This is a genomic window from Bacillus sp. AMCV2, from assembly GCF_056033925.1.
In genome coordinates this window covers 2,726,889-2,749,041 of sequence record NZ_JBVYIB010000002.1, presented here as the reverse complement: position 1 = coordinate 2,749,041, position 22,153 = coordinate 2,726,889, and the positions used below count along the sequence as shown (strand labels likewise).

Genomic DNA, 22,153 nt, shown 5'->3' with positions numbered 1-22,153 from the left:
CCATGAGTGATTTTTGGGAAAACGAGCTTGTGGAAATCGCGGCATATTACAGTGTCGCGGTTCTCTGCCTCGTCCTCTTTTTGACTGTGTTTGAGCTGGTGACGGCTTATAAAAACTGGGAAGAGATTCAAAAAGGAAATCTTGCGGTGGCAATGGCGACCGGCGGAAAAATTTTGGGAATCGCAAACGTATTTCAGCATTCCATCTCCCAGCATAATTCGCTGCTGCAAATGATCGGCTGGGGCGTTTACGGGTTTGTTATGCTTCTGATCAGTTACTTTATTTTTGAGTTTTTGACTCCGCGGTTTAAAATTGATCAGGAAATCGAAAATGATAACCGGGCTGTCGGCTTTATTTCATTTGTCATTTCTGTCGGGCTTTCATTTGTGGTGGCAGCCGGAATATAAGGGGACGGAGAATAGATGGAAAAGCTTGCGAAAATACTGCTCGCCGCGGCGGGAATCTTTTTGTTAATTGGTCTTATATATCTGTTCATATTATGAGAAAAAGAAAGATTTACCTTTCTTTTTCTTTTTTTTGCCGTCCATCTGCTATAATGATAAGGTGGATCTCTAAAATCGAAAGGGGAGGTTTTATGCAGTCTCAAAAGCCGTGGCTTGCCGAGTATCCCAACGATATCCCGCATGAGCTTCCATTGCCGAATAAAACCCTGCAATCCATCCTGACAGACTCCGCCGCACGATTCCCTGATAAAACCGCAATATCGTTTTATGGAAAAAAACTCACCTTTCATGACATTCTGACGGATGCTCTTAAACTTGCAGCTTTTTTGCAGTGCAATGGCCTGCAAAAAGGAGACAGAGTGGCTGTTATGCTGCCCAATTGCCCGCAAACAGTGATTTCTTATTATGGCGTCTTGTTTGCCGGTGGCATCGTGGTGCAGACGAATCCGCTTTATACCGAGCATGAGCTTGAATACCAGCTTAGAGATGCTCAGGTAAGTGTGATCATCACCTTAGATTTGCTTTTCCCGAAGGCAATAAAAATGAAAACGTTATCAATAGTCGACCAGATTTTGATAACCAGCGTAAAAGACTATTTGCCTTTTCCGAAGAATATTCTTTACCCGCTGACGCAAAAACAAAAAGTGCATATCGATTTTGACAAAACAGCTAACATTCACACGTTTGCTTCCAGTATGAAGCAGGAAAAAACTGAACTCCTGACAATCCCGAAGATCGATCCTGAGCATGATATCGCTGTCCTCCAGTATACCGGAGGAACAACCGGAGCTCCAAAAGGGGTCATGCTCACGCACCAAAATATTTTGGCAAATACTGAAATGTGCGCCGCTTGGATGTATGACGTGAAAGAAGGCGCTGAAAAAGTGCTGGGCATCGTCCCGTTTTTTCATGTTTACGGACTGACGGCAGTCATGAACTATTCGATTAAACTAGGCTTCGAAATGATTCTTCTTCCTAAGTTTGATCCGCTCGAAACACTTAAAATCATCGACAAACACAAACCAACGCTCTTTCCTGGCGCACCGACAATTTACATTGGCCTTTTGCATCACCCCGAATTGCAGCATTATGATCTGTCATCCATTAAAAGCTGTCTTAGCGGATCAGCCGCGCTCCCCGTGGAGGTAAAGCAGAAATTTGAAAAGGTGACTGGCGGAAAGCTTGTGGAAGGCTATGGTTTGTCTGAGGCATCCCCAGTGACGCACGCTAACTTTATCTGGGGAAAAAACAAGCCGGGCAGTATCGGCTGTCCTTGGCCGAGTACGGACGCCGCGATCTATTCTGAAGAGACGGGTGAGCTTGCCGCTCCGTATGAGCATGGAGAAATCATTGTAAAAGGTCCGCAAGTCATGAAAGGATACTGGAATAAACCAGAGGAAACCGCAGCAGTGCTGAGAGATGGCTGGCTGTTCACCGGGGACATGGGCTATATGGATGAAGAAGGCTTTTTCTATATTGCTGACAGGAAGAAGGATATCATCATTGCCGGCGGTTACAATATTTACCCGCGTGAGGTAGAAGAAGCGCTTTATGAACATGAAGCCATCCAGGAAATTGTTGTCGCAGGCGTTCCCGATTCTTACAGGGGAGAAACAGTAAAAGCATTTGTAGTATTAAAGAAAGGCGCAAAAGCCGATACAGAAGAACTGGACACTTTTGCGAGATCACGTCTAGCTCCCTATAAGGTGCCCAAAGCCTATGAGTTCAGAAAAGAGCTGCCGAAAACGGCGGTGGGGAAAATTTTAAGAAGGCGTTTACTTGAAGAAGAAGCCGAAAATCATCATATCAAATAAAAAAGAGAACTCCTATGAATAAACTTGACAAACCTGAAAATCCTTCTTATCATGAAATTATGAATGAATAGTCATTCATTTCTATAGGAAGGAACGATGAACATTGAAGCAAAAACGGCCAAAGTATATGCAGATTATTGATGCAGCAGTAGAAGTCATTGCAGAAAACGGCTACCACCAGTCACAGGTATCCAAAATTGCCAAACAAGCCGGAGTAGCGGACGGCACCATCTATCTCTATTTTAAAAACAAAGAAGATATTTTAATTTCTCTTTTCAAAGAAAAAATGGGTCAATTTATTGAGCGGATGGAAGAGGACATTAAAGAAAAAGCAACAGCGAAAGAGAAATTGGCGCTTGTGATTTCAAAGCATTTTTCCCTTTTAGCGGGTGACCATAATCTCGCAATTGTCACGCAGCTCGAGCTCCGCCAATCCAACTTGGAGCTGCGCCAAAAAATCAACGAAATATTAAAAGGCTACTTAAATATTTTGGATGGCATTTTGACGGAAGGTATACAATCAGGCGAATTAAAAGAAGGCCTCGACGTCCGCCTCGCCCGGCAGATGATTTTTGGAACGATTGACGAAACCGTGACAACTTGGGTGATGAATGACCAAAAGTACGATCTCGCTGCGCTTTCAGACAGCGTTTTAGAATTATTGGTGTCTGGAATTCATAATAAGTAAAGGAGTTCTGTCCTATGAATGCAATATCACTGGCAGTTGATCAATTTGTGGCAGTTTTGACGATTCACAATCCGCCGGCAAATGCACTTTCCAGCCGGATATTAGAAGAGCTGTCTTCCTGTCTTGATCAATGTGAGACAGATGCAGGCGTACGAAGCATTATCATTCACGGCGAGGGAAGATTTTTCTCAGCCGGCGCTGATATTAAAGAATTTACATCGCTTAAAGGCAACGAGGATTCCTCACTGCTGGCTGAGCGCGGCCAGCAGCTGATGGAAAGAATCGAAAGCTTTCCAAAACCGATTATCGCGGCGATTCACGGCGCTGCTCTTGGAGGCGGGCTGGAGCTGGCGATGGCTTGTCATATCAGAATCGCGGCAGAAGACGCCAAGCTGGGGCTCCCGGAGCTTAATCTCGGTATCATTCCGGGTTTTGCGGGGACACAGCGCCTTCCGAGATATGTCGGTACAGCCAAAGCACTAGAGCTCATCGGATCAGGAGAACCGATATCCGGAAAAGAAGCGCTTGATCTCGGACTTGTCTCAATTGGAGCGAAAGATGAGGCAGAAGTGATTGAAAAAGCAAAAGCACTTGCCGCTAAGTTTGCAGAGAAAAGCCCGCAAACGCTGGCATCTTTGCTTGAACTTCTTTATTCCAACAAGGTGTATTCCTATGAAGGCAGCTTAAAGCTTGAAGCAAAGCGATTTGGGGAAGCATTTGAGTCAGAGGACGCCAAGGAAGGCATCCAGGCATTTCTCGAAAAAAGAAAGCCTCAGTTCAAAGGCGAATAAAAGGGGATATGATCATGAATCTATTTGTACTGATGAAACGGACGTTTGACACAGAAGAAAAAATCGTCATTGAAACAGGAAAGATTCAGGATGACGGAGCGGAATGGATCATTAATCCATATGATGAGTACGCGATAGAAGAAGCCATCCAGCTGAAGGAAAAGCATGGCGGCACGATCACCGCCGTCACGGTCGGCGGTGAAGAAGCGGAGAAAGAATTGCGTACGGCGCTGGCCATGGGTTGTGACCAAGCTGTTTTAATCAACATAGAAGATGATCTCGAAGAACCCGACCAATATTCCATTTCTCAAGTTTTATACCACTATATGAAGGATCAGGAGTTTGATTTGATTCTCGGCGGAAATGTTGCCATTGACGGAGGATCAGGACAAGTGGCGCCTCGGCTTGCCGAGCTACTGGACATTCCGTGTATCACTACGATCACCAAACTCGAAATCAACGGCACTGATGCAGAAGCAGAAAGGGACGTCGAAGGGGATGTTGAAAAAATCAAAACGACGCTCCCATTGCTTGCCACAGCTCAGCAGGGCTTAAACGAGCCGCGCTATCCATCGCTTCCGGGAATTATGAAGGCTAAGAAAAAGCCGCTTGAAGAGCTTGAACTTGATGATCTTGACCTGGACGAAGAGGATGCTGAACCAAAGCTGAAAACCATTGAGCGTTTTCTGCCGCCAAAAAAAGAAGCCGGGAAGCTTCTCCAAGGTGAGCCTGCCGAACAGGCAAAAGAGCTTGTCTCATTGCTCCGCAGCGAAGCTAAAGTCATTTAAAGCTTGGACATTCAAAGAAACAGGGGGATGTTAGAATGGGAAAAAAAGTGATCGTACTTGGAGAAATACGCGATGGGGAATTGCGGAATGTCACCTTTGAAGCAATAGCTGCAGGAAGAACCATTTCAGGAGATGGAGAAGTCATCGGTGTTCTCATCGGTGAAAATGTACAAAGCATTGCACAAGAGCTTATTCATTACGGAGCAGATAAAGTTCTTACCGCTGAGGACCCGAAGCTGAAAACATACACGGCAGACGGGTACAGCCAGGTCATGAGAGGTGTTATCGAGCAAGAAAATCCTGATTCAGTCATCTTCGGGCATACGGCAATGGGCAAGGATCTTTCACCGAAGCTTGCTGCCCGGCTGCAAACAGGCTTAATTTCTGATGCTATAGATGTAAGCGTTACCGGAGGGAATGTTGTGTTCACACGGCCGATTTACTCGGGGAAAGCTTTTGAACGCGTCATTTCAACCGATCCGATGATCTTTGCGACAATTCGCCCCAATAACATACAAGCTTCAGAAAAAGACACCAGCAGATCGGGGAGCATCGAAAGCATTGATGTTTCTCTTACTGACCTCCGCACTGTTATCCAAGAGGTCGTGAAAAAAACAGCTGACGGCGTTGATCTCTCCGAAGCAAAAATTATCGTTGCGGGCGGCCGAGGAGTCAAAAGCAAGGAGGGATTTCAGCCTCTGCAGGAGCTTGCAGAGGTGCTAGGGGCCGCAGTCGGGGCTTCTCGCGGGGCATGTGACGCTGATTATTGCGATTACGCTCTTCAAATCGGGCAGACGGGGAAAGTCGTCACTCCGGATTTGTACATTGCATGCGGCATTTCCGGCGCCATCCAGCATTTGGCCGGCATGTCAAACAGCAAGGTGATCGTCGCCATCAATAAAGACCCCGAAGCCGATATCTTTAAAATAGCGGATTACGGCATCGTCGGTGATTTATTTGAAGTTGTCCCGTTATTAACTGAGGAATTCAAACAATTGAATATACACTCATAAAGGAAATCCCGGACTTTAAAAGTTCGGGATTTTTTCATAGTTATAAATACATACGTACAAATATAAAAACAATAGAAAATGTCGTTGACATGTACGAACATATATAATATGGTTACTTTAAAAGCGCTTACATTCATGATGACTCCTCAGGCAAAAGACAGATCACATATTTGACTGTGGTGCTTTTCATATCCGTATGAAAGGAATGATCAGAGGCATGTCTGAACATCAAGCAGTGATTCAAACAGATATCGTAAAAGGAACCATTAACAAAAATATATACGGTCATTTTGCTGAGCATTTAGGAAGAGGGATTTATGAGGGGATCTGGGTCGGAACGGACTCAGACATCCCCAATATCAACGGGATACGAAAGGACGTGCTGGAGGCGCTCAAACAGCTGCACATTCCTGTCCTCAGATGGCCGGGCGGGTGTTTTGCGGACGAATACCATTGGGCAAACGGTGTCGGTGACCGTAAGACAATGCTGAACACTCACTGGGGCGGTACAATTGAATCAAATGAATTCGGAACGCATGAATTTATGATGCTTTGCGAGCTGCTTGAATGCGAGCCATATATTTGCGGCAATGTCGGAAGCGGAACCGTTCAGGAAATGGCGGAGTGGATTGAGTATATGACATTTGAAGAAGGCACGCCGATGTCAGACTGGAGAAAACAAAATGGAAGAGAAGAGCCTTGGAAGCTGAAATATTTCGGCGTGGGCAATGAAAACTGGGGCTGCGGCGGCAACATGCATCCCGAATACTACGCAGATCTGTACCGGCGTTTTCAGACTTATGTCCGTAATTACAGCAGGAATGACATTTATAAAATTGCCGGCGGCGCAAATGTGGATGATTTTAATTGGACGGATGTGCTTATGAAAAAAGCCGCTGGCCTGATGGACGGGTTGAGTCTTCATTATTACACGATTCCGGGGGATTTTTGGAAGGGCAAAGGATCAGCCACAGAATTCACGGAAGATGAATGGTTTATTACGATGAAAAAAGCCAAATACATCGATGAATTGATTCAAAAACACGGCACGATTATGGACCGGTACGATCCGGAGCAGCGGGTCGGGCTGATTATTGATGAATGGGGCACGTGGTTTGATCCCGAGCCAGGCACGAATCCCGGTTTCTTATATCAGCAAAACACCATTCGTGATGCGCTGGTGGCGGCTTCTCATTTCCACATCTTCCATCAGCATTGCCGCCGGGTGCAAATGACAAATATCGCCCAAACGGTCAACGTTCTTCAAGCGATGATTTTGACTGAGGGAGAGCGGATGCTTTTGACACCGACGTACCATGTATTCAATATGTTTAAGGTGCACCAGGACGCTTCTCTTTTAGCCACAGAGACAATGTCTGCCGACTATGAATGGAACGGTGAAACGCTTCCGCAAATCAGCATTTCAGCGTCGAAACAAGCTGAAGGTGATATCAATATCACTATTTGCAACATCGATCACCAAAACAAAGCGGAGGCGCAAATCGAGCTGAGGGGCCTACACAAGGCAGCGGACCATTCCGGAGTCATTCTCACGGCAGAAAAAATGAATGCGCATAACACGTTTGACGATCCTCATCATGTCAAACCGGAATCCTTCAGACAATACACGCTCAGCAAAAACAAACTGAAAGTAAAACTCCCGCCAATGTCAGTCGTCTTACTTACGCTGCGTGCTGATTCTTAATCGCGCAAGAGCGCCGGAGCTTCATGCCGGCGCTCTTTTTCAGGTTTTAAAACAGCTCCGGCAGGGCATGGTAAAGTACATGACAGTGAAGAGGAGATGTGATCTTATGCTTCGTACCATTTTAATGATTATTGGGGCAATTGTAGTGATCGGGGCCATTATCAGATTTGTGTTTTAAAAAAAGAGCATATCCCATTCAACCATATAAAAATGAGTAAACCGGCTGTGATCAGGAAAAAATAATTTGTAAGCATTAAAATAGCGTGAACGAATGGGAGATGCTATACTAAAAATCATCATTTCACATTGGAGGAATTCAATAATGGCTATCGTAAAAGCAACTGATCAATCTTTCTCAGCTGAAACAAGCGAAGGCGTCGTACTGGCAGACTTCTGGGCTCCTTGGTGCGGACCTTGTAAAATGATTGCACCTGTTCTTGAAGAATTGGATCAAGAAATGGGAGACAAACTGAAAATCGTAAAAATCGATGTAGATGAAAACCAAGAAACTGCCGGAAAATACGGCGTTATGAGCATCCCGACTCTTCTTGTGTTAAAAGACGGCGAAGTAGTTGAAACTTCAGTCGGCTTCAAACCAAAAGAAGCGCTTCAAGAGCTTGTAAACAAACATCTTTAATTTTCCGCTGCTTACATGCCAGAGCGATTCCGATTGAGGGATCGCTTTTTTTATTCGCCAATTGTGAATCATAGAGAAAAACAAACGTTCGTGTTAAACTAGGAATAAAGGATTAAACATAAGGAAGGGTAACATATGAACAAACAACTGAAAGAAAAACTCGCCCTCCTTCCTGATCAACCGGGTTGTTATCTCATGAAGGACCGGCAGCAGACTGTGATCTACGTAGGGAAAGCAAAAGTGCTGAAAAACAGAGTACGCTCCTACTTCACCGGTTCTCACGACGCGAAAACCCAAAGGCTTGTGACGGAAATCGAGGATTTTGAATATATCGTGACGTCCTCCAATCTTGAAGCGCTTATTTTAGAAATGAATCTGATCAAAAAGCATGATCCGAAATACAACGTCATGCTCAAAGACGACAAAACCTATCCTTTCATAAAACTCACCCATGAACGCCACCCAAGGCTGATTGTCACCCGCAATGTCAAAAAAGACAAAGGGCGCTATTTCGGGCCGTATCCGAATGTACAGGCAGCAAGGGAAACAAAAAAACTGCTCGACCGTCTGTATCCTCTCAGAAAATGCTCCAAGCTCCCGGACAGAGTGTGCCTTTACTATCATCTGGGCCAATGCCTCGCTCCGTGCGTAAAGGATATTTCCGAAGAGACGAACAGAGAGCTGGTTGAAAGCATTACACGTTTCTTAAGGGGCGGCTATAATGAGGTCAAAAAAGAGCTTGAAGAGAAAATGCATGAAGCTGCTGAGAATCTTGAGTTTGAACGAGCAAAAGAGCTTCGTGACCAAATTGCCCATATTGAATCAACGATGGAAAAACAAAAAATGACGATGAACGATCTAGTCGACCGTGATGTATTCGCGTACGCGTACGATAAGGGCTGGATGTGCGTGCAGGTCTTTTTCATCCGCCAAGGAAAGCTCATTGAACGCGATGTCAGCATGTTCCCGCTTTATCAGGAAGCAGATGAAGAGTTCCTCACGTTCATCGGGCAGTTCTATTCAAAAAACAACCACTTCCTTCCGAAGGAGATTTTAGTTCCGGACAGCGTAGATCAATCCATGATCGAGCAGCTGCTGGAAACAAACGTTCACCAGCCGAAAAAAGGCCCGAAAAAAGAACTGCTCATGCTTGCCCATAAAAATGCGAAAATCGCATTGAAAGAAAAATTCTCTTTAATCGAACGGGACGAGGAGCGTTCAATCGGGGCTGTGCAGAAGCTAGGTGAGGCATTAAATATTTATACGCCGCACAGAATTGAAGCGTTTGATAACTCAAACATACAGGGGACAAACCCGGTTTCCGCGATGATTGTGTTTATCGACGGCAAACCATACAAAAAGGAATACCGCAAATATAAAATCAAAACTGTTACAGGGCCGGATGATTACGGTTCTATGAGAGAGGTTGTCAGAAGACGCTATACGAGAGTGCTTCGTGAGAATCTGCCGCTGCCCGATCTGATCATCATTGACGGAGGAAAAGGGCAGATCAACGCAGCAAGGGATGTCATTGAAAATGAACTCGGCTTGGATATCCCGATCGCCGGTTTAGCGAAAGATGAAAAACACAGAACCTCAAATTTACTGATCGGTGAGCCGCTGGAGGTGGTGTATCTGGAACGAAACAGCCAGGAATTTTACCTCCTGCAGCGCATTCAGGACGAGGTGCACCGTTTTGCAATCAGTTTTCACAGGCAAATCCGCGGAAAAAGCGCGTTTCAATCCGTTTTGGACGACATCCCGGGTATCGGAGAGAAAAGAAAGAAAATGCTGTTAAAGCATTTCGGTTCCGTTAAAAAAATGAAGGAAGCAAGCCTTGAGGACATCAAAAAAGCCGGTGTTCCCGCAGCGGCGGCTCAGCTCCTTTACGGCAAATTGCAAAAATAATGTTGTCCTTTTAAATAAGATCTGATAAAATGTGAACTAATTTCATAGTTAGATCGTGTTATATGGTGAAGATAGAGGTGCGAACTTCAAGAGTATGCCTTTGGAGAAAGATGGATTCTGTGAAAAAGGCTGAAAGGGGAGCGTCGCCGAAGCAAATAAAACCCCATCGGTATTATTTGCTGGCCGTGCATTGAATAAATGTAAGGCTGTCAAGAAATCATTTTCTTGGAGGGCTATCTCGTTGTTCATAATCATTTATGATGATTAATTGATAAGCAATGAGAGTATTCCTCTCATTGCTTTTTTTATTGTGGACAAAGCGCTCTTTCTCCTCACCCGCACGAACCAAAATGTAAAGGGTGGTAATACATGGGTCTTATTGTACAAAAATTCGGAGGCACTTCCGTCGGCTCAGTCGAAAAAATTCAAAATGCGGCAAACCGCGCAATTGCAGAAAAACAGAAAGACCATCAAGTCGTTGTCGTCGTTTCAGCAATGGGAAAATCCACTGACGAATTGGTCAGCCTTGCAAAAGCTATTTCTGACCAGCCGAGCAAACGCGAAATGGATATGCTGCTGGCGACAGGCGAGCAGGTCACGATTTCACTCCTTTCAATGGCATTGCAGGAAAAAGGCTATGACGCTGTGTCTTATACTGGCTGGCAGGCGGGAATCCGTACGGAGGCCATTCACGGAAACGCCAGAATTACAGATATCGACACTTCGGGTTTAGCAGACCAGCTTGAAAAAGGAAAAATTGTCATTGTTGCAGGATTCCAAGGCATGACAGAGGATTGTGAAATTACGACATTGGGCCGGGGCGGTTCAGATACAACAGCAGTTGCTTTGGCTGCCGCTTTAAAAGCTGATAAATGTGACATATACACAGACGTGCCAGGCGTGTTTACAACCGATCCGCGCTATGTGAAATCAGCGAGAAAACTTGCGGGCATCTCATACGATGAAATGCTTGAGCTTGCCAATTTAGGCGCCGGCGTTCTTCATCCAAGAGCAGTTGAGTTCGCGAAAAATTACCAAGTGCCGTTAGAAGTGCGTTCAAGTACAGAAACCGAAGCGGGAACATTAATTGAGGAGGAATCATCCATGGAACAGAATTTAATTGTCAGAGGCATTGCATTTGAAGATCAAATCACAAGAGTAACCATTTACGGGCTGACTAGCGGCCTGACAACTTTGTCTACTATTTTTACGACACTTGCCAAAAGAAACATAAACGTGGATATCATTATCCAAACGCAGGCCGAGGACAAGACTGGAATTTCCTTCTCTGTCAAAACAGAAGATGCAGACCAAACCGTTGCGGTGCTTGAAGAGTATAAAGACGCGCTGGAATTTGAGAAAATTGAGACAGAAAGCAAATTGGCTAAAGTATCCATTGTTGGATCCGGCATGGTCTCAAATCCTGGTGTAGCGGCTGAAATGTTTGCTGTACTGGCGCAAAAAAACATTTTAATCAAAATGGTCAGCACATCTGAAATCAAAGTGTCAACAGTCGTAAGCGAAAATGACATGGTGAAAGCAGTCGAGTCGCTTCACGATGCATTTGAGCTTTCAAAACACCCTTCAGCTGTGTAATGACAATCAAAAAGGCGGGACTATGCAGTCACCGCCTTTTTGATTACACTGGGTCTTTCATATCCCATTTCACAGTCAGAACCACTTTATCGGCTCTCTTTTTCACTTGTTCATATGATTCGGCAATCTGATCATTCATCAATTGAATTTGTTCAGCGATAAAACCAGCCTCCAGCTGAAAGCAAGGTTCTTTCTGATGTTTAAGCCGGTTGGAAATGATCGGCCCTTCAAGTTCAAATTCAAGCTCCTGTTTTTTAGCGCTTACGTTGGTGAGGGCTTCCCAGCCCGCTTCTTCAAAGAAGGCCGGAAATTCCTCCCATGATTCAAGAGGAAACTTACGGGCGAGATGTTTTCCTGCCCAATACATCATGGAAGAGTAATCTTGGCCAAGCATATCTGGGAGAACGATCTCTCGTATTAGTTCGTAGGCATAGGCGTTCATTTCAATTTCTTTTAGGTTGTCAATAGATGCTTCAAATTTAGACTTCATATCTGTCTCCCCTCTCTCCTGCGTATATTATAGCTCAAACAGGGGGGAGGATTACAGAATGATCCTGTAATTCTTATGAAAAATTAAGCAAGAAATATATATTGATAAAATAAAATTTTTCAATCAACTAATCAATTCGGAAAATTATAATTTATGTACGCGTTTTCTTGACGCCCTTTTGAGGGAGGAGTAAAATGAAATTGTCAATAAATCTTAATAAAGTGCTTACAATTGAAAGAAGTGGGGGAAGAGATTTAGCACATTTCGCACTTATCAAACAGGGGGTAAAGTAATGTCTGGGAACAGAGAGTTTTATTTTCGAAGATTGCATTCCTTGCTTGGCGTCATACCGGTCGGCATCTTTCTTATTCAGCATTTAGTCGTCAACCAGTTTGCCGCAAGGGGCGCTGAAGCATTCAATAGCGCTGCTCATTTTATGGATAGTCTGCCTTTCAGGTATGCCTTGGAAATTTTTATTATCTTCTTACCATTAATTTATCATGCAGTTTATGGTGTGTACATAGCGTTTACTGCGAAAAATAACGCAGGCCAATACAGCTACATGAGAAACTGGCTATTCGTCCTGCAGCGTGTAACCGGTATCATCACCCTCATTTTCGTCAGCTGGCACGTGTGGGAAACCCGCATTGCCGCACAAATGGGCGCTGAGGTCAATTTCGACATGATGGCGAATATTTTGAGCTCTCCGGCTATGCTTGGTTTTTACATTGTCGGTGTTTTATCAACAATTTTCCACTTCTCGAACGGTTTATGGTCTTTCGCTGTTACATGGGGCATCACGGTAACGCCTCGTTCTCAAAGAATTTCGACATACGTTACGCTGATTATTTTTGTTGCACTGTCATACGTAGGCTTAAAAGCGATTTTTGCATTTGTTTAAGAGTACTAGATTACTAGAGGGAGAGGGGCTATCATGAGTCAATCAAGCATTATCGTAGTCGGCGGGGGTCTTGCCGGCCTCATGGCGACAATTAAAGCAGCGGAATCAGGAATGGCGGTTAAGCTGTTTTCCATCGTTCCTGTCAAACGTTCTCATTCGGTTTGTGCGCAAGGCGGCATAAACGGAGCGGTCAATACAAAAGGGGAAGGTGACTCTCCGTGGGAACATTTTGATGACACGGTATACGGGGGAGACTTTCTTGCCAACCAGCCGCCGGTCAAGGCGATGTGTGAAGCGGCGCCTTCTATCATCCACTTATTAGACCGGATGGGCGTCATGTTTAACCGGACGCCTGAAGGCCTGCTTGATTTCCGCCGATTCGGGGGTACACAGCACCACAGAACTGCTTATGCTGGTGCGACGACGGGACAGCAGCTGCTTTACGCACTGGACGAGCAAGTGCGCAGATACGAAGTTGCGGGTCTGGTCACAAAATACGAAGGCTGGGAATTCCTTGGCGCTGTTTTAGATGATGACAGAACCTGCCGCGGAATTGTTGCACAAAACCTGACAAACATGCAAATTGAATCCTTCCGTTCAGACGCTGTCATTATGGCGACGGGCGGACCGGGAATCATTTTTGGAAAATCAACGAACTCCATGATTAATACAGGATCTGCTGCATCAATCGTTTATCAGCAGGGAGCGTATTATGCAAACGGAGAATTCATTCAAATCCACCCGACAGCCATACCGGGCGATGACAAACTAAGACTGATGAGTGAATCAGCGCGTGGAGAAGGCGGGCGCGTGTGGACATATAAAGACGGCAAACCATGGTATTTCCTGGAGGAAAAATATCCGGCATACGGAAACCTGGTGCCGCGTGATATTGCGACACGCGAAATATTTGATGTGTGTGTGAACCAGAAGCTCGGCATTAACGGTGAAAACATGGTATATCTCGATCTGTCTCATAAAGATCCGAAAGAGCTTGATATTAAGCTTGGCGGCATCATTGAGATTTATGAGAAATTCATGGGAGACGACCCGCGTAAGCTTCCAATGAAAATCTTCCCTGCGGTCCATTATTCTATGGGCGGTTTATGGGTGGATTACGATCAAATGACAAACATCCCTGGACTGTTTGCGGCTGGGGAATGTGATTATTCTATGCACGGCGGCAACCGCTTGGGAGCGAACTCCCTGCTGTCTGCGATTTACGGAGGCATGGTGGCCGGACCGAATGCGGTGAAATATGTAAACGGCTTAGAATCTTCAGCGGAAGACATGTCTTCATCCCTATTCGACGCTCACGTTAAGAAAGAAGAAGAAAAATGGGCTGATATTATGAGTATGGACGGAACCGAAAATGCCTATGTTCTTCACAAAGAGCTCGGTGAGTGGATGACGGCGAACGTAACGGTTGTCCGCCATAATGACAAGCTTTTGAAAACGGATGACAAAATTCAGGAGTTAATGGAGCGCTTCAAAAAGATCAACATCAATGACACGACAAAATGGAGCAACCAGGGAGCGATGTTCACACGCCAGTTCTCGAACATGCTTCAGCTTGCGAGGGTGATTACCCTTGGCGCATACAACCGTAATGAAAGCCGGGGCGCCCATTATAAACCGGATTATCCTGAACGTAATGATGACGAATGGCTCAAAACAACAATGGCTAAACATGTAAGCCCGTATGAAGCGCCGGAATTTGAGTATCAGGATGTCGATGTATCACTGATAACGCCTCGGAAACGGGATTACTCGAAGAAGAAGGTGGCGAAATAATCATGAGTGAACAAAAAACCATACGATTTATTATCACACGTCAAGATACAGCCGACAGCACGCCTTACGATGAAGAATTTGAGATTCCATACCGCCCGAATCTGAACGTCATTTCCGCTCTGATGGAAATCCGCCGGAATCCGGTTAATGTCAAAGGTGAGAAGACAACCCCTGTCACATGGGATATGAACTGTCTTGAGGAAGTATGCGGCGCATGTTCAATGGTCATAAACGGAAAACCCCGCCAGTCTTGTACGGCGCTTATTGACCAGCTTGAACAGCCGATCCGTTTAAAACCAATGAAAACATTCCCAGTCGTTCGTGATTTGCAGGTTGATCGCAGCAGAATGTTTGATTCATTGAAAAAAGTAAAAGCGTGGATACCGATTGACGGTACGTACGATTTAGGACCGGGGCCGAGAATGCCGGAAAAACGCCGTCAATGGGCATATGAATTATCAAAATGCATGACATGCGGCGTCTGCCTCGAAGCTTGCCCGAATGTGAACAGCAAATCGAAGTTCATGGGGCCTGCACCGATGTCGCAAGTCCGCCTGTTTAACGCACATCCGACAGGCGCCATGAATAAATCTGAACGATTAGAAGCATTAATGGATGAAGGCGGCCTTGCAGATTGCGGCAACTCGCAAAACTGTGTTCAATCCTGTCCAAAGGGGATTCCGCTTACCACTTCGATTGCAGCCTTGAATAGAGATACAAACTTACAAGCGTTCCGCAATTTCTTCGGAAGCGACAGAGTATAAGAAGAAAAAACCTCTTCCGCATGGGAGAGGTTTTTTAAACAATAAGGAGATGAAAAAAGATGAAGCTTCCCGCTTATATTGATATGCCGTTTCAAGAATGGAAAACATCCTTTTCTTTTTTCAATGAGGTATCCGTAAGATTTTCCGAGACAGACATGTTTGGGCATATGAATAATGTAACCCCTTTTATATATTTTGAGGAGGCGCGGATTTCTTATTTTAAAAAGCTGAATATGATGAGTGAAAACAAACAGACCATGACAGTCGTGGCAAGCCAGCAATGCGATTATTTGCGCCAAGTCATGCCTTATGAAGAGTTGCGTATCTATGTGAAAACAAGCGCAGTCGGCAGTTCATCTCTTACCTTGCACTATCTCGGAGAGAACCTCGAAGGCGAGCCCTGCTTCACCGGGACAGTTGTGATGGTTCAAGTCTCAAAGGAAAGCGGCAAGGCTGTCAGCTGGACGGATGAGGAGAAAGAAACGCTTCTTCATACACGATAAACTAATTATCTTGTAAACGTCACCTCCTGCGCCCTTCTTACATATGATATCTCGACTATATCAAAACCCATTCGTTTCTGATTCGCTCTCACCTTAGCAAGGAGGGTTACAATACTTGAAGGAGAAAGAATTTCAATCGAAGCCGCTGCTAACGAAAAGAGAAAGAGAAGTGTTCGAATTGCTCGTTCAAGATAAGACAACAAAGGAGATTGCAAGCGAGCTATTTATCAGTGAGAAAACCGTTCGAAACCATATTTCAAATGCCATGCAGAAATTGGGTGTGAAAGGGCGTTCGCAAGCCGTTGTTGAGCTTCTTAGAATGGGTGAGCTAGAGCTTTAATCCTTGCCGGTATTCCTTCTTTTGGAAGGAGCCGGTTATTGCTGTTTGTTTGGAACATTCGAAACCATATTTGGAATGCTGTGCAAAACGTAGGCAAGTCATAAATTAAATTTTATTTCTTGATGTTGTTTGACTAAAGTCCTCTATTTCTCTCCTGCGAGTCTTGCATTTTCTTCAAAAAAGAAGGAAAATAGACACGGAACGCTTTTGTGCGTAAGAGATCCTTGAGTGAGGGATGGACAAATGACATCAAAACCTTTGGAGCATGTTGCGGATATTGAAAAGTCACTCCGCCACATTGCCGCGATCATTAAGCAAAAAGGACGAGAAATCCTTAACCAATATGCGATTACGCCGCCGCAATTTGTCGGCTTGCAATGGCTTTATGAATTAGGAGATATGACAATCGGTGAATTATCGGGCAAAATGTATCTGGCATGCAGCACGACAACAGACTTAATCGACCGCATGCAAAAAAATGAGCTTGTTGAGCGGGTCAAGGACCCGGCGGACAGACGTGTTGTCCGGATACATCTGCTGCCTGAAGGAGAACGGATTATCCAAGAGGTCATTACAAAAAGACAGGAATATCTGCGTGATATGTTCGAATCGTTTACAGATGAAGAAATAGCCATCTTCGAAAAATCTTTGATGAAACTGCAGCATGAAATGAAGAGAAAATGAGGCGATTTTGTTGGAACAACCAATAGGAGTCATTGATTCCGGGGTTGGCGGTTTAACCGTTGCGAAGGAAATCATGAGACAGCTACCTAAAGAAAATATTATCTACGTCGGGGATACGAAACGGTGTCCTTATGGGCCGCGCCCTGAAGAAGAGGTGCTTCAATATACGTGGGAGCTGACGAATTATTTACTCGAAAACCACCACATCAAAATGCTGGTGATCGCCTGTAATACAGCAACAGCGATCGCATTGGATGACATCCAGCGAAGCGTCGGTATACCGGTGGTCGGAGTGATTCAGCCTGGTGCGAGAGCAGCGATAAAAGTAACGGATAATCAGCATATCGGTGTCATCGGCACAGAGAATACGATTAAGAGCAATGCATACGAAGAGGCGCTTTTGGCATTAAACCCTGATCTGAAGGTTGAAAACCTTGCCTGCCCGCTGCTTGTGCCTTTTGTGGAAAGCGGGAAGTTTCTCGACAAAACAGCAGACGAGATTGTCAAAACCTCGCTGTATCCGTTAAAAGATACATCGATTGATTCGCTGATTTTAGGCTGCACCCACTATCCCATTTTGAAAGAAGCCATTCAAAGATATATGGGAGAACACGTTAACATTATTTCGTCCGGCGATGAAACAGCCCGGGAAGTCAGCACGATTCTCTCGTATAAAGGGCTGCTGAACCAGTCTGCGAATGCCCCGGATCATCAGTTCTTGACAACAGGAGCGCGTGATCAGTTTGCGAAAATCGCAGACGATTGGTTTGGCCATGAGGTGGGCCATGTGGAATGCATCTCACTGCAAGAACCGATTAGAAGATAGTTTTCCCCGCAACGTTATGTTGCGGGTTTTTTTCTGTTTTGCCGGAATTCTTCGGTCTATTTCCTAAAGAGGCTCGTATACATAATAGTACAAACATCCTTAGGAGGGAAAAGTATGCTGAAAAAAGGACCTGCAGTCATTGGTGCCACTTGTCTCACCTCTGCCTTGCTTTTATCCGGATGCGGTTTGTTTCAATCTGATAAGGCAGCCGAGGAAATTGATCCGCCTCAAGACGTTACATTCGTGAACGATGAAGCGGGTGCCAATTCAAATACAACAGCAGCCAAAAAAACAGAAAGTGAAAAAAGCGATACCGCAAAAGCGGATCAGGCCTCATCTACTGTCATGAGGGAGCTTTATCTCATTGATAAAAACGGGTATGTTGTTGCGCAAACGCTGCCTCTTCCTAAAAGTGAGAGCACGGCTAAGCAGGCGCTTGAATACCTCGTACAGGGCGGGCCTGTGTCAGAAATTCTTCCGAATGGCTTCAGAGCGGTATTGCCGGCTGACACAACTGTTAACGTTGACATCAAAAAAGATGGAACCGCGATAGCTGATTTCTCTAATGAGTTCAAAAATTATAAGAAAGAAGACGAACAGAAAATCGTTCAGTCTGTGACGTGGACGCTGACGCAATTTAGTTCGATAGATAAAGTGAAGCTGAGAATAAACGGGCATGAACTGAAGGAGATGCCTGTAGGAGGGACACCGATCTCAGATGATTTAAGCCGCAAAGACGGCATTAATTTGGAGACAGCCGGTGTAAATGATCTCACTGCTACCCATCCGCTGACAGTCTACTACTTGGCGGAAAACGAAGACAGTGAATACTACGTGCCGGTGACCAAACGAATCGACAATTCGGAAAAAGACGACATCACAGCAGCCATTAATGAATTGGCTAAAGGCCCAAGCAAGGTGAGCGGGCTGTTAACAGACTTCAGTGAAGATGTAAAGCTGGTCAGCAAACCGAAAATCAAAGACGGGCGCGTGACGTTGGATTTCAATCAATCTATATTCGGCAGCGCCGATGAGAAGACGAAAATGATTTCTTCAGAAGTGCTGAACAGCATTGTGCTCACGTTAACGGAGCAGCCGGATATAAAAGGCGTGTCTGTTAAAGTGAACGGAAAATCAGAGCTGGTAAATGAAAAAGGCGAAAAGCTCACAGAACCGGTCTCCAGACCATCTCAAGTGAATACGGGTAGTTTTTAAATTGGGATTTTTGATATACTAGAAAGAAAGAGGTTAGCGTTCCGGCTGCCTCTTTCTTTATTCAATTCCGGGACAAAAATGGTTTATGTACATACAATCGGAGGTAAAACATGAGACATGACGGAAGACAACACGATGAGCTGCGTCCAATCACATTCGATTTGGATTTTATCAGCCATCCGGAAGGTTCTGTTCTAATAACAGCGGGAAATACAAAGGTAATCTGCAACGCGTCTGTTGAGGACCGCGTACCGCCGTTTTTGCGGGGCGGAGGGAAAGGCTGGATTACAGCAGAGTACAGCATGTTGCCGCGGGCAACAAACCAAAGAACAATCAGAGAATCTTCTAAGGGGAAAATTTCCGGCAGAACAATGGAGATCCAACGCCTGATCGGCCGCGCGCTTCGAGCTGTTGTAGATCTGGAAAAGCTCGGTGAACGGACGATTTGGATTGACTGTGATGTCATTCAAGCTGACGGAGGAACTAGAACAGCTTCCATTACAGGCGCATTTCTTGCTATGGCGATTGCGATTGGCAAGCTGATCAAAGCAGGAACAATCAAGACAAATCCGATCACTGATTTTCTTGCTGCAATCTCTGTTGGAATTGATAAGGAACAGGGAATTTTGTTAGATTTAAATTATGAAGAAGATTCCTCCGCTGAAGTTGACATGAATGTCATCATGACAGGCAGCGGCCGTTTTGTGGAACTGCAGGGAACCGGGGAAGAGGCGACTTTTTCAAGAGAGGATCTGAACGGTCTTCTGGGTCTTGCGGAAAAAGGAATTCAAGAGCTGATTGACAAGCAAAAAGAAGTGCTGGGTGATTCTCTGCCAGAACTGAAATAAAGACAGAAAGGCTTGATCATCATGAAAGAAGCAATTATTGCGACACATAATCCGGGAAAAGTGAAGGAATTCAAAGAAATTCTTGAGCCAAGAGGCTATGATGTCAAATCTTTAGCTGAAATTGGATTCACAGAAGAAATTGAAGAAACAGGCCATACATTTGAAGAAAATGCCATTCTGAAAGCGGAAGCTGTTGCCAAAGCAGTGAACAAAATGGTGATTGCGGACGACTCCGGTCTATCAATCGATAATCTTGGCGGCAGACCCGGGGTTTATTCAGCCCGCTATGCAGGGGAACAGAAAGACGACCAGGCAAATATCGAAAAAGTGCTCAGCGAGCTGAAAGGTATCGAAAAAGAACAGCGCACCGCCCGTTTCCGCTGCGCACTGGCCGTGAGTATTCCCGGTGAGGAAACAAAAACAGTCGAAGGCCATGTTGAAGGGTATATTGCCGAAGAACCGAGAGGAGAATATGGCTTTGGCTATGACCCAATCTTTATCGTGAAAGATAAAGATAAGACAATGGCTGAACTGACAAGTGATGAAAAAAATAAAATCAGCCATAGGGCTGACGCGCTTAAAAAGCTGTCTAAGCTTTTGGAGGCATAAGGAGGAAGCTTGTACATGAACGTGCTGATTATCAGTGACAGCCATGGGCTTGAAGAAGAACTCCAAACCATTGCGAAACGGCATGAGGCAGAAGTTGATCTCATGATTCATTGCGGGGACTCTGAGCTTGAAACGAGGCATCCTGCATTGGAGCCTTATGCGGTTGTAAAAGGCAATTGCGATTTTGCCGGCGATTTTAAGGACGAGCTTCTACTGACTGCCGGTTCAAGAAAAATACTGGTCACACACGGCCACCTTCACGGTATAAAACAGACCTTGTTAAACGTATACTATCGTGCAGAGGAGCTCGGAGCGGATATTATCTGCTTCGGGCATTCGCACATCGCGGGAAGCGAAGTGCTGCGGGGCAAACTGATGATTAACCCAGGCAGCATCCGGCTTCCGAGGGTGCGCAGGACAGAAAGCTATGCTATACTGACATTAGAAAATGATGCTGCGACAGTCCGTTTTTACGACCAAGCAGGCAATGAAATTGAGGATCTGCAAAACCGAGTCACACTATGAAAATGTCATGAGGAAGAAAATTTTCTTCCTCATGAAAAAAATTCTAAAAAACCGTTGACTTATTATTGCATCCCATATATAATAAATCTTGTCGCTGATAGTTAAAGCGAAAAACAAAAAAACAAAAAACAAAACGTGTCCCAGTAGCTCAGCTGGATAGAGCAACGGCCTTCTAAGCCGTCGGTCGGGAGTTCGAATCTCTCCTGGGACGTACCAAAAGAAAAACCTCAAATCCATTTAGGATTTGAGGTTTTTTGTTGTCGTCTTATGATTTTCATTTGTTATTTAACGGATCATCATCCAAGCCGTCAACTTTTCCGTCTTTATTCAGACGAGGTTCTTCTTTTTTCACAGTTTCAGAAATATGTTCATTTTCTTCAACAGTGCGTTTACCGACAACCACTTCATCAGTGACAACTGGTTTTTTAGTCACTTCCAGCTTTTCCTCAACGATTGGCACTCTGATTTCTTCCGAATCGTTGACGGGAGAAGCATCCGTTTTATTTTCATCCACTGGACGGCGTTCGACATAAATTTCATCATGTCTCACCGGGATGTCCATATCTCTTTTTTCTGTTTTCACTTCTTTTCCTATTTCTACTTCGCCGGTTTGAACGTCTTCCTTATCGACTTTAAGCTGTTCTTCTCGGAGCGGCATCGTTTTTTCTTCTTTCGTTGTATAATCCAATTCATTTGTGCTTGAAAAGCCGCCTGAAAGGGCATTGCCGTTATCAATAGGAGCAATTACATCTGCATCTGTATCGACGGCCACCAGAAGTTTTCCGTCATCCAAATCTTCTTGATACTTGTCTATGTCCTCAGTTTTAATATCCAAGTCGGATAATGCTTTGCTGTGTGTAGCAGTATCATCCATTGTGAAATAATCTTTCAGTTTATCGAAAAAAGATTCAGATTCGTCCTGATGTGCATCGATAGCTTGATTGACTTCTGTTCCTGTACGTGACTCCAAATAATCTGTATCTCGCCGGCTTGTCACAACAGAAATGTCATCAGAATCATAGCCTTTTGTGAGTAAGCCTTCAATCGCTGCGATGGTTTCCTGCGGGGTATCGTATACACCAACTATGCTTTTCATATCAATCTCCTCCTTTATGAATTTGCATTATATCGTTCATGTCGTTTGTAATTCCCGCTGTTTTTTAGATTAAACAAAATTGAAAACATCCGAGTTTTTTTAGAGAAAACTTTAATTAGAGTTTCCTGAAAAATGAATATACAGGAAAAGATAT

23 protein-coding genes, 1 tRNA gene and 1 riboswitch are annotated in these 22,153 nt (G+C 44.7%); of the genes, 22 read left to right on the top strand and 2 right to left on the bottom strand.

Annotated features, from left to right (window positions below; translation table 11 throughout):
* Positions 1-2: 2 nt before the first annotated feature.
* The 10 genes from AC0OMA_RS14310 to AC0OMA_RS14265 all read left to right on the top strand — a co-directional run bounded on the left by AC0OMA_RS14310 (position 3) and on the right by AC0OMA_RS14265 (position 11,404).
* A complete protein-coding gene (locus AC0OMA_RS14310) occupies positions 3-407 on the top strand; it encodes a DUF350 domain-containing protein (protein WP_003237674.1) in 405 nt (134 codons plus the stop codon).
* A gap of 188 nt (positions 408-595) precedes the next feature.
* Entirely contained in the window at positions 596-2,278 is a 1,683-nt protein-coding gene (gene lcfA, locus AC0OMA_RS14305) for a long-chain-fatty-acid--CoA ligase LcfA (protein ID WP_015384307.1), read from the top strand.
* A gap of 103 nt (positions 2,279-2,381) precedes the next feature.
* Positions 2,382-2,966, top strand: coding sequence for a fatty acid metabolism transcriptional regulator FadR (gene fadR, locus AC0OMA_RS14300; RefSeq protein ID WP_014477593.1), 585 nt, complete (start codon positions 2,382-2,384; stop codon positions 2,964-2,966).
* Positions 2,967-2,980: 14 nt separating this feature from the next.
* The gene (locus AC0OMA_RS14295; protein ID WP_003229549.1) at positions 2,981-3,757 is read left to right on the top strand and encodes an enoyl-CoA hydratase; all 777 of its coding nucleotides are present in this window, start codon (positions 2,981-2,983) and stop codon (positions 3,755-3,757) included.
* Positions 3,758-3,771: 14 nt separating this feature from the next.
* Positions 3,772-4,545, top strand: a complete 774-nt coding sequence (gene etfB, locus AC0OMA_RS14290) for an electron transfer flavoprotein subunit beta (protein WP_474222202.1) — start codon at positions 3,772-3,774, stop codon at positions 4,543-4,545.
* A gap of 35 nt (positions 4,546-4,580) precedes the next feature.
* Positions 4,581-5,558, top strand: coding sequence for an electron transfer flavoprotein subunit alpha (etfA, locus tag AC0OMA_RS14285; protein ID WP_004398999.1), 978 nt, complete (start codon positions 4,581-4,583; stop codon positions 5,556-5,558).
* Between the two features lie 217 nt (positions 5,559-5,775).
* The gene (gene abfB / locus AC0OMA_RS14280) at positions 5,776-7,263 is read left to right on the top strand and encodes an alpha-L-arabinofuranosidase AbfB (RefSeq protein WP_474222201.1); all 1,488 of its coding nucleotides are present in this window, start codon (positions 5,776-5,778) and stop codon (positions 7,261-7,263) included.
* A 322-nt stretch (positions 7,264-7,585) separates the two neighbouring features.
* Entirely contained in the window at positions 7,586-7,900 is a 315-nt protein-coding gene (trxA, locus tag AC0OMA_RS14275) for a thioredoxin (RefSeq protein ID WP_003222500.1), read from the top strand.
* A gap of 135 nt (positions 7,901-8,035) precedes the next feature.
* A complete protein-coding gene (gene uvrC, locus AC0OMA_RS14270) occupies positions 8,036-9,808 on the top strand; it encodes an excinuclease ABC subunit UvrC (RefSeq protein WP_474222200.1) in 1,773 nt (590 codons plus the stop codon).
* 64 nt (positions 9,809-9,872) lie between these two features.
* Positions 9,873-10,052, top strand: a riboswitch (Lysine riboswitch).
* 125 nt (positions 10,053-10,177) lie between these two features.
* Complete coding sequence (locus AC0OMA_RS14265; protein ID WP_474222199.1) at positions 10,178-11,404, top strand: aspartate kinase; 1,227 nt, start codon at positions 10,178-10,180, stop codon at positions 11,402-11,404.
* Between the two features lie 43 nt (positions 11,405-11,447).
* Here the strand turns inward: AC0OMA_RS14265 and AC0OMA_RS14260 are convergent, their stop codons facing one another.
* The gene (locus tag AC0OMA_RS14260) at positions 11,448-11,894 is read right to left on the bottom strand and encodes a YslB family protein (protein WP_474222198.1); all 447 of its coding nucleotides are present in this window, start codon (positions 11,892-11,894) and stop codon (positions 11,448-11,450) included.
* A 292-nt stretch (positions 11,895-12,186) separates the two neighbouring features.
* Between AC0OMA_RS14260 and sdhC the strand changes: the two genes are divergently transcribed.
* From sdhC to AC0OMA_RS14200, 12 genes are all read left to right on the top strand, one after another.
* Positions 12,187-12,795, top strand: a complete 609-nt coding sequence (gene sdhC, locus AC0OMA_RS14255; RefSeq protein ID WP_003222512.1) for a succinate dehydrogenase cytochrome B558 — start codon at positions 12,187-12,189, stop codon at positions 12,793-12,795.
* 33 nt (positions 12,796-12,828) lie between these two features.
* Positions 12,829-14,589 carry a succinate dehydrogenase flavoprotein subunit gene (sdhA, locus tag AC0OMA_RS14250; RefSeq protein WP_003229567.1) on the top strand — a complete coding sequence of 587 codons (1,761 nt, stop codon included), beginning with the start codon at positions 12,829-12,831 and terminating at the stop codon, positions 14,587-14,589.
* Positions 14,590-14,591: 2 nt separating this feature from the next.
* Positions 14,592-15,353: a succinate dehydrogenase iron-sulfur subunit gene (sdhB, locus tag AC0OMA_RS14245; RefSeq protein WP_003229569.1), complete on the top strand. Its 762-nt coding sequence runs from the start codon at positions 14,592-14,594 to the stop codon at positions 15,351-15,353.
* Positions 15,354-15,412: 59 nt separating this feature from the next.
* Entirely contained in the window at positions 15,413-15,856 is a 444-nt protein-coding gene (locus AC0OMA_RS14240) for an acyl-CoA thioesterase (protein WP_015384296.1), read from the top strand.
* A 115-nt stretch (positions 15,857-15,971) separates the two neighbouring features.
* Positions 15,972-16,196, top strand: a complete 225-nt coding sequence (gerE, locus tag AC0OMA_RS14235) for a spore germination transcription factor GerE (RefSeq protein ID WP_003184172.1) — start codon at positions 15,972-15,974, stop codon at positions 16,194-16,196.
* A 243-nt stretch (positions 16,197-16,439) separates the two neighbouring features.
* A complete protein-coding gene (locus tag AC0OMA_RS14230; protein WP_003229573.1) occupies positions 16,440-16,880 on the top strand; it encodes a MarR family winged helix-turn-helix transcriptional regulator in 441 nt (146 codons plus the stop codon).
* A 7-nt stretch (positions 16,881-16,887) separates the two neighbouring features.
* Positions 16,888-17,706 (top strand): glutamate racemase, encoded by an 819-nt coding sequence (racE, locus tag AC0OMA_RS14225; RefSeq protein ID WP_015251521.1) that lies wholly within the window; start codon positions 16,888-16,890, stop codon positions 17,704-17,706.
* Between the two features lie 114 nt (positions 17,707-17,820).
* Entirely contained in the window at positions 17,821-18,921 is a 1,101-nt protein-coding gene (gene gerM / locus AC0OMA_RS14220; RefSeq protein WP_021480263.1) for a spore germination protein GerM, read from the top strand.
* Between the two features lie 110 nt (positions 18,922-19,031).
* On the top strand, positions 19,032-19,769 hold the full coding sequence (gene rph, locus AC0OMA_RS14215; RefSeq protein WP_003246039.1) for a ribonuclease PH: 738 nt from the start codon (positions 19,032-19,034) through the stop codon (positions 19,767-19,769).
* Between the two features lie 12 nt (positions 19,770-19,781).
* Positions 19,782-20,378, top strand: coding sequence for an XTP/dITP diphosphatase (locus AC0OMA_RS14210; protein WP_015251523.1), 597 nt, complete (start codon positions 19,782-19,784; stop codon positions 20,376-20,378).
* A 15-nt stretch (positions 20,379-20,393) separates the two neighbouring features.
* Entirely contained in the window at positions 20,394-20,903 is a 510-nt protein-coding gene (locus AC0OMA_RS14205; protein WP_015384295.1) for a metallophosphoesterase, read from the top strand.
* Positions 20,904-21,040: 137 nt separating this feature from the next.
* Positions 21,041-21,114, top strand: a tRNA-Arg gene (locus tag AC0OMA_RS14200).
* 63 nt (positions 21,115-21,177) lie between these two features.
* On the opposite strand, the gene AC0OMA_RS14195 is transcribed toward AC0OMA_RS14200, so the two are convergent.
* Positions 21,178-21,999, bottom strand: coding sequence for a YsnF/AvaK domain-containing protein (locus AC0OMA_RS14195; protein WP_015384294.1), 822 nt, complete (start codon positions 21,997-21,999; stop codon positions 21,178-21,180).
* Positions 22,000-22,153 lie beyond the last annotated feature (154 nt).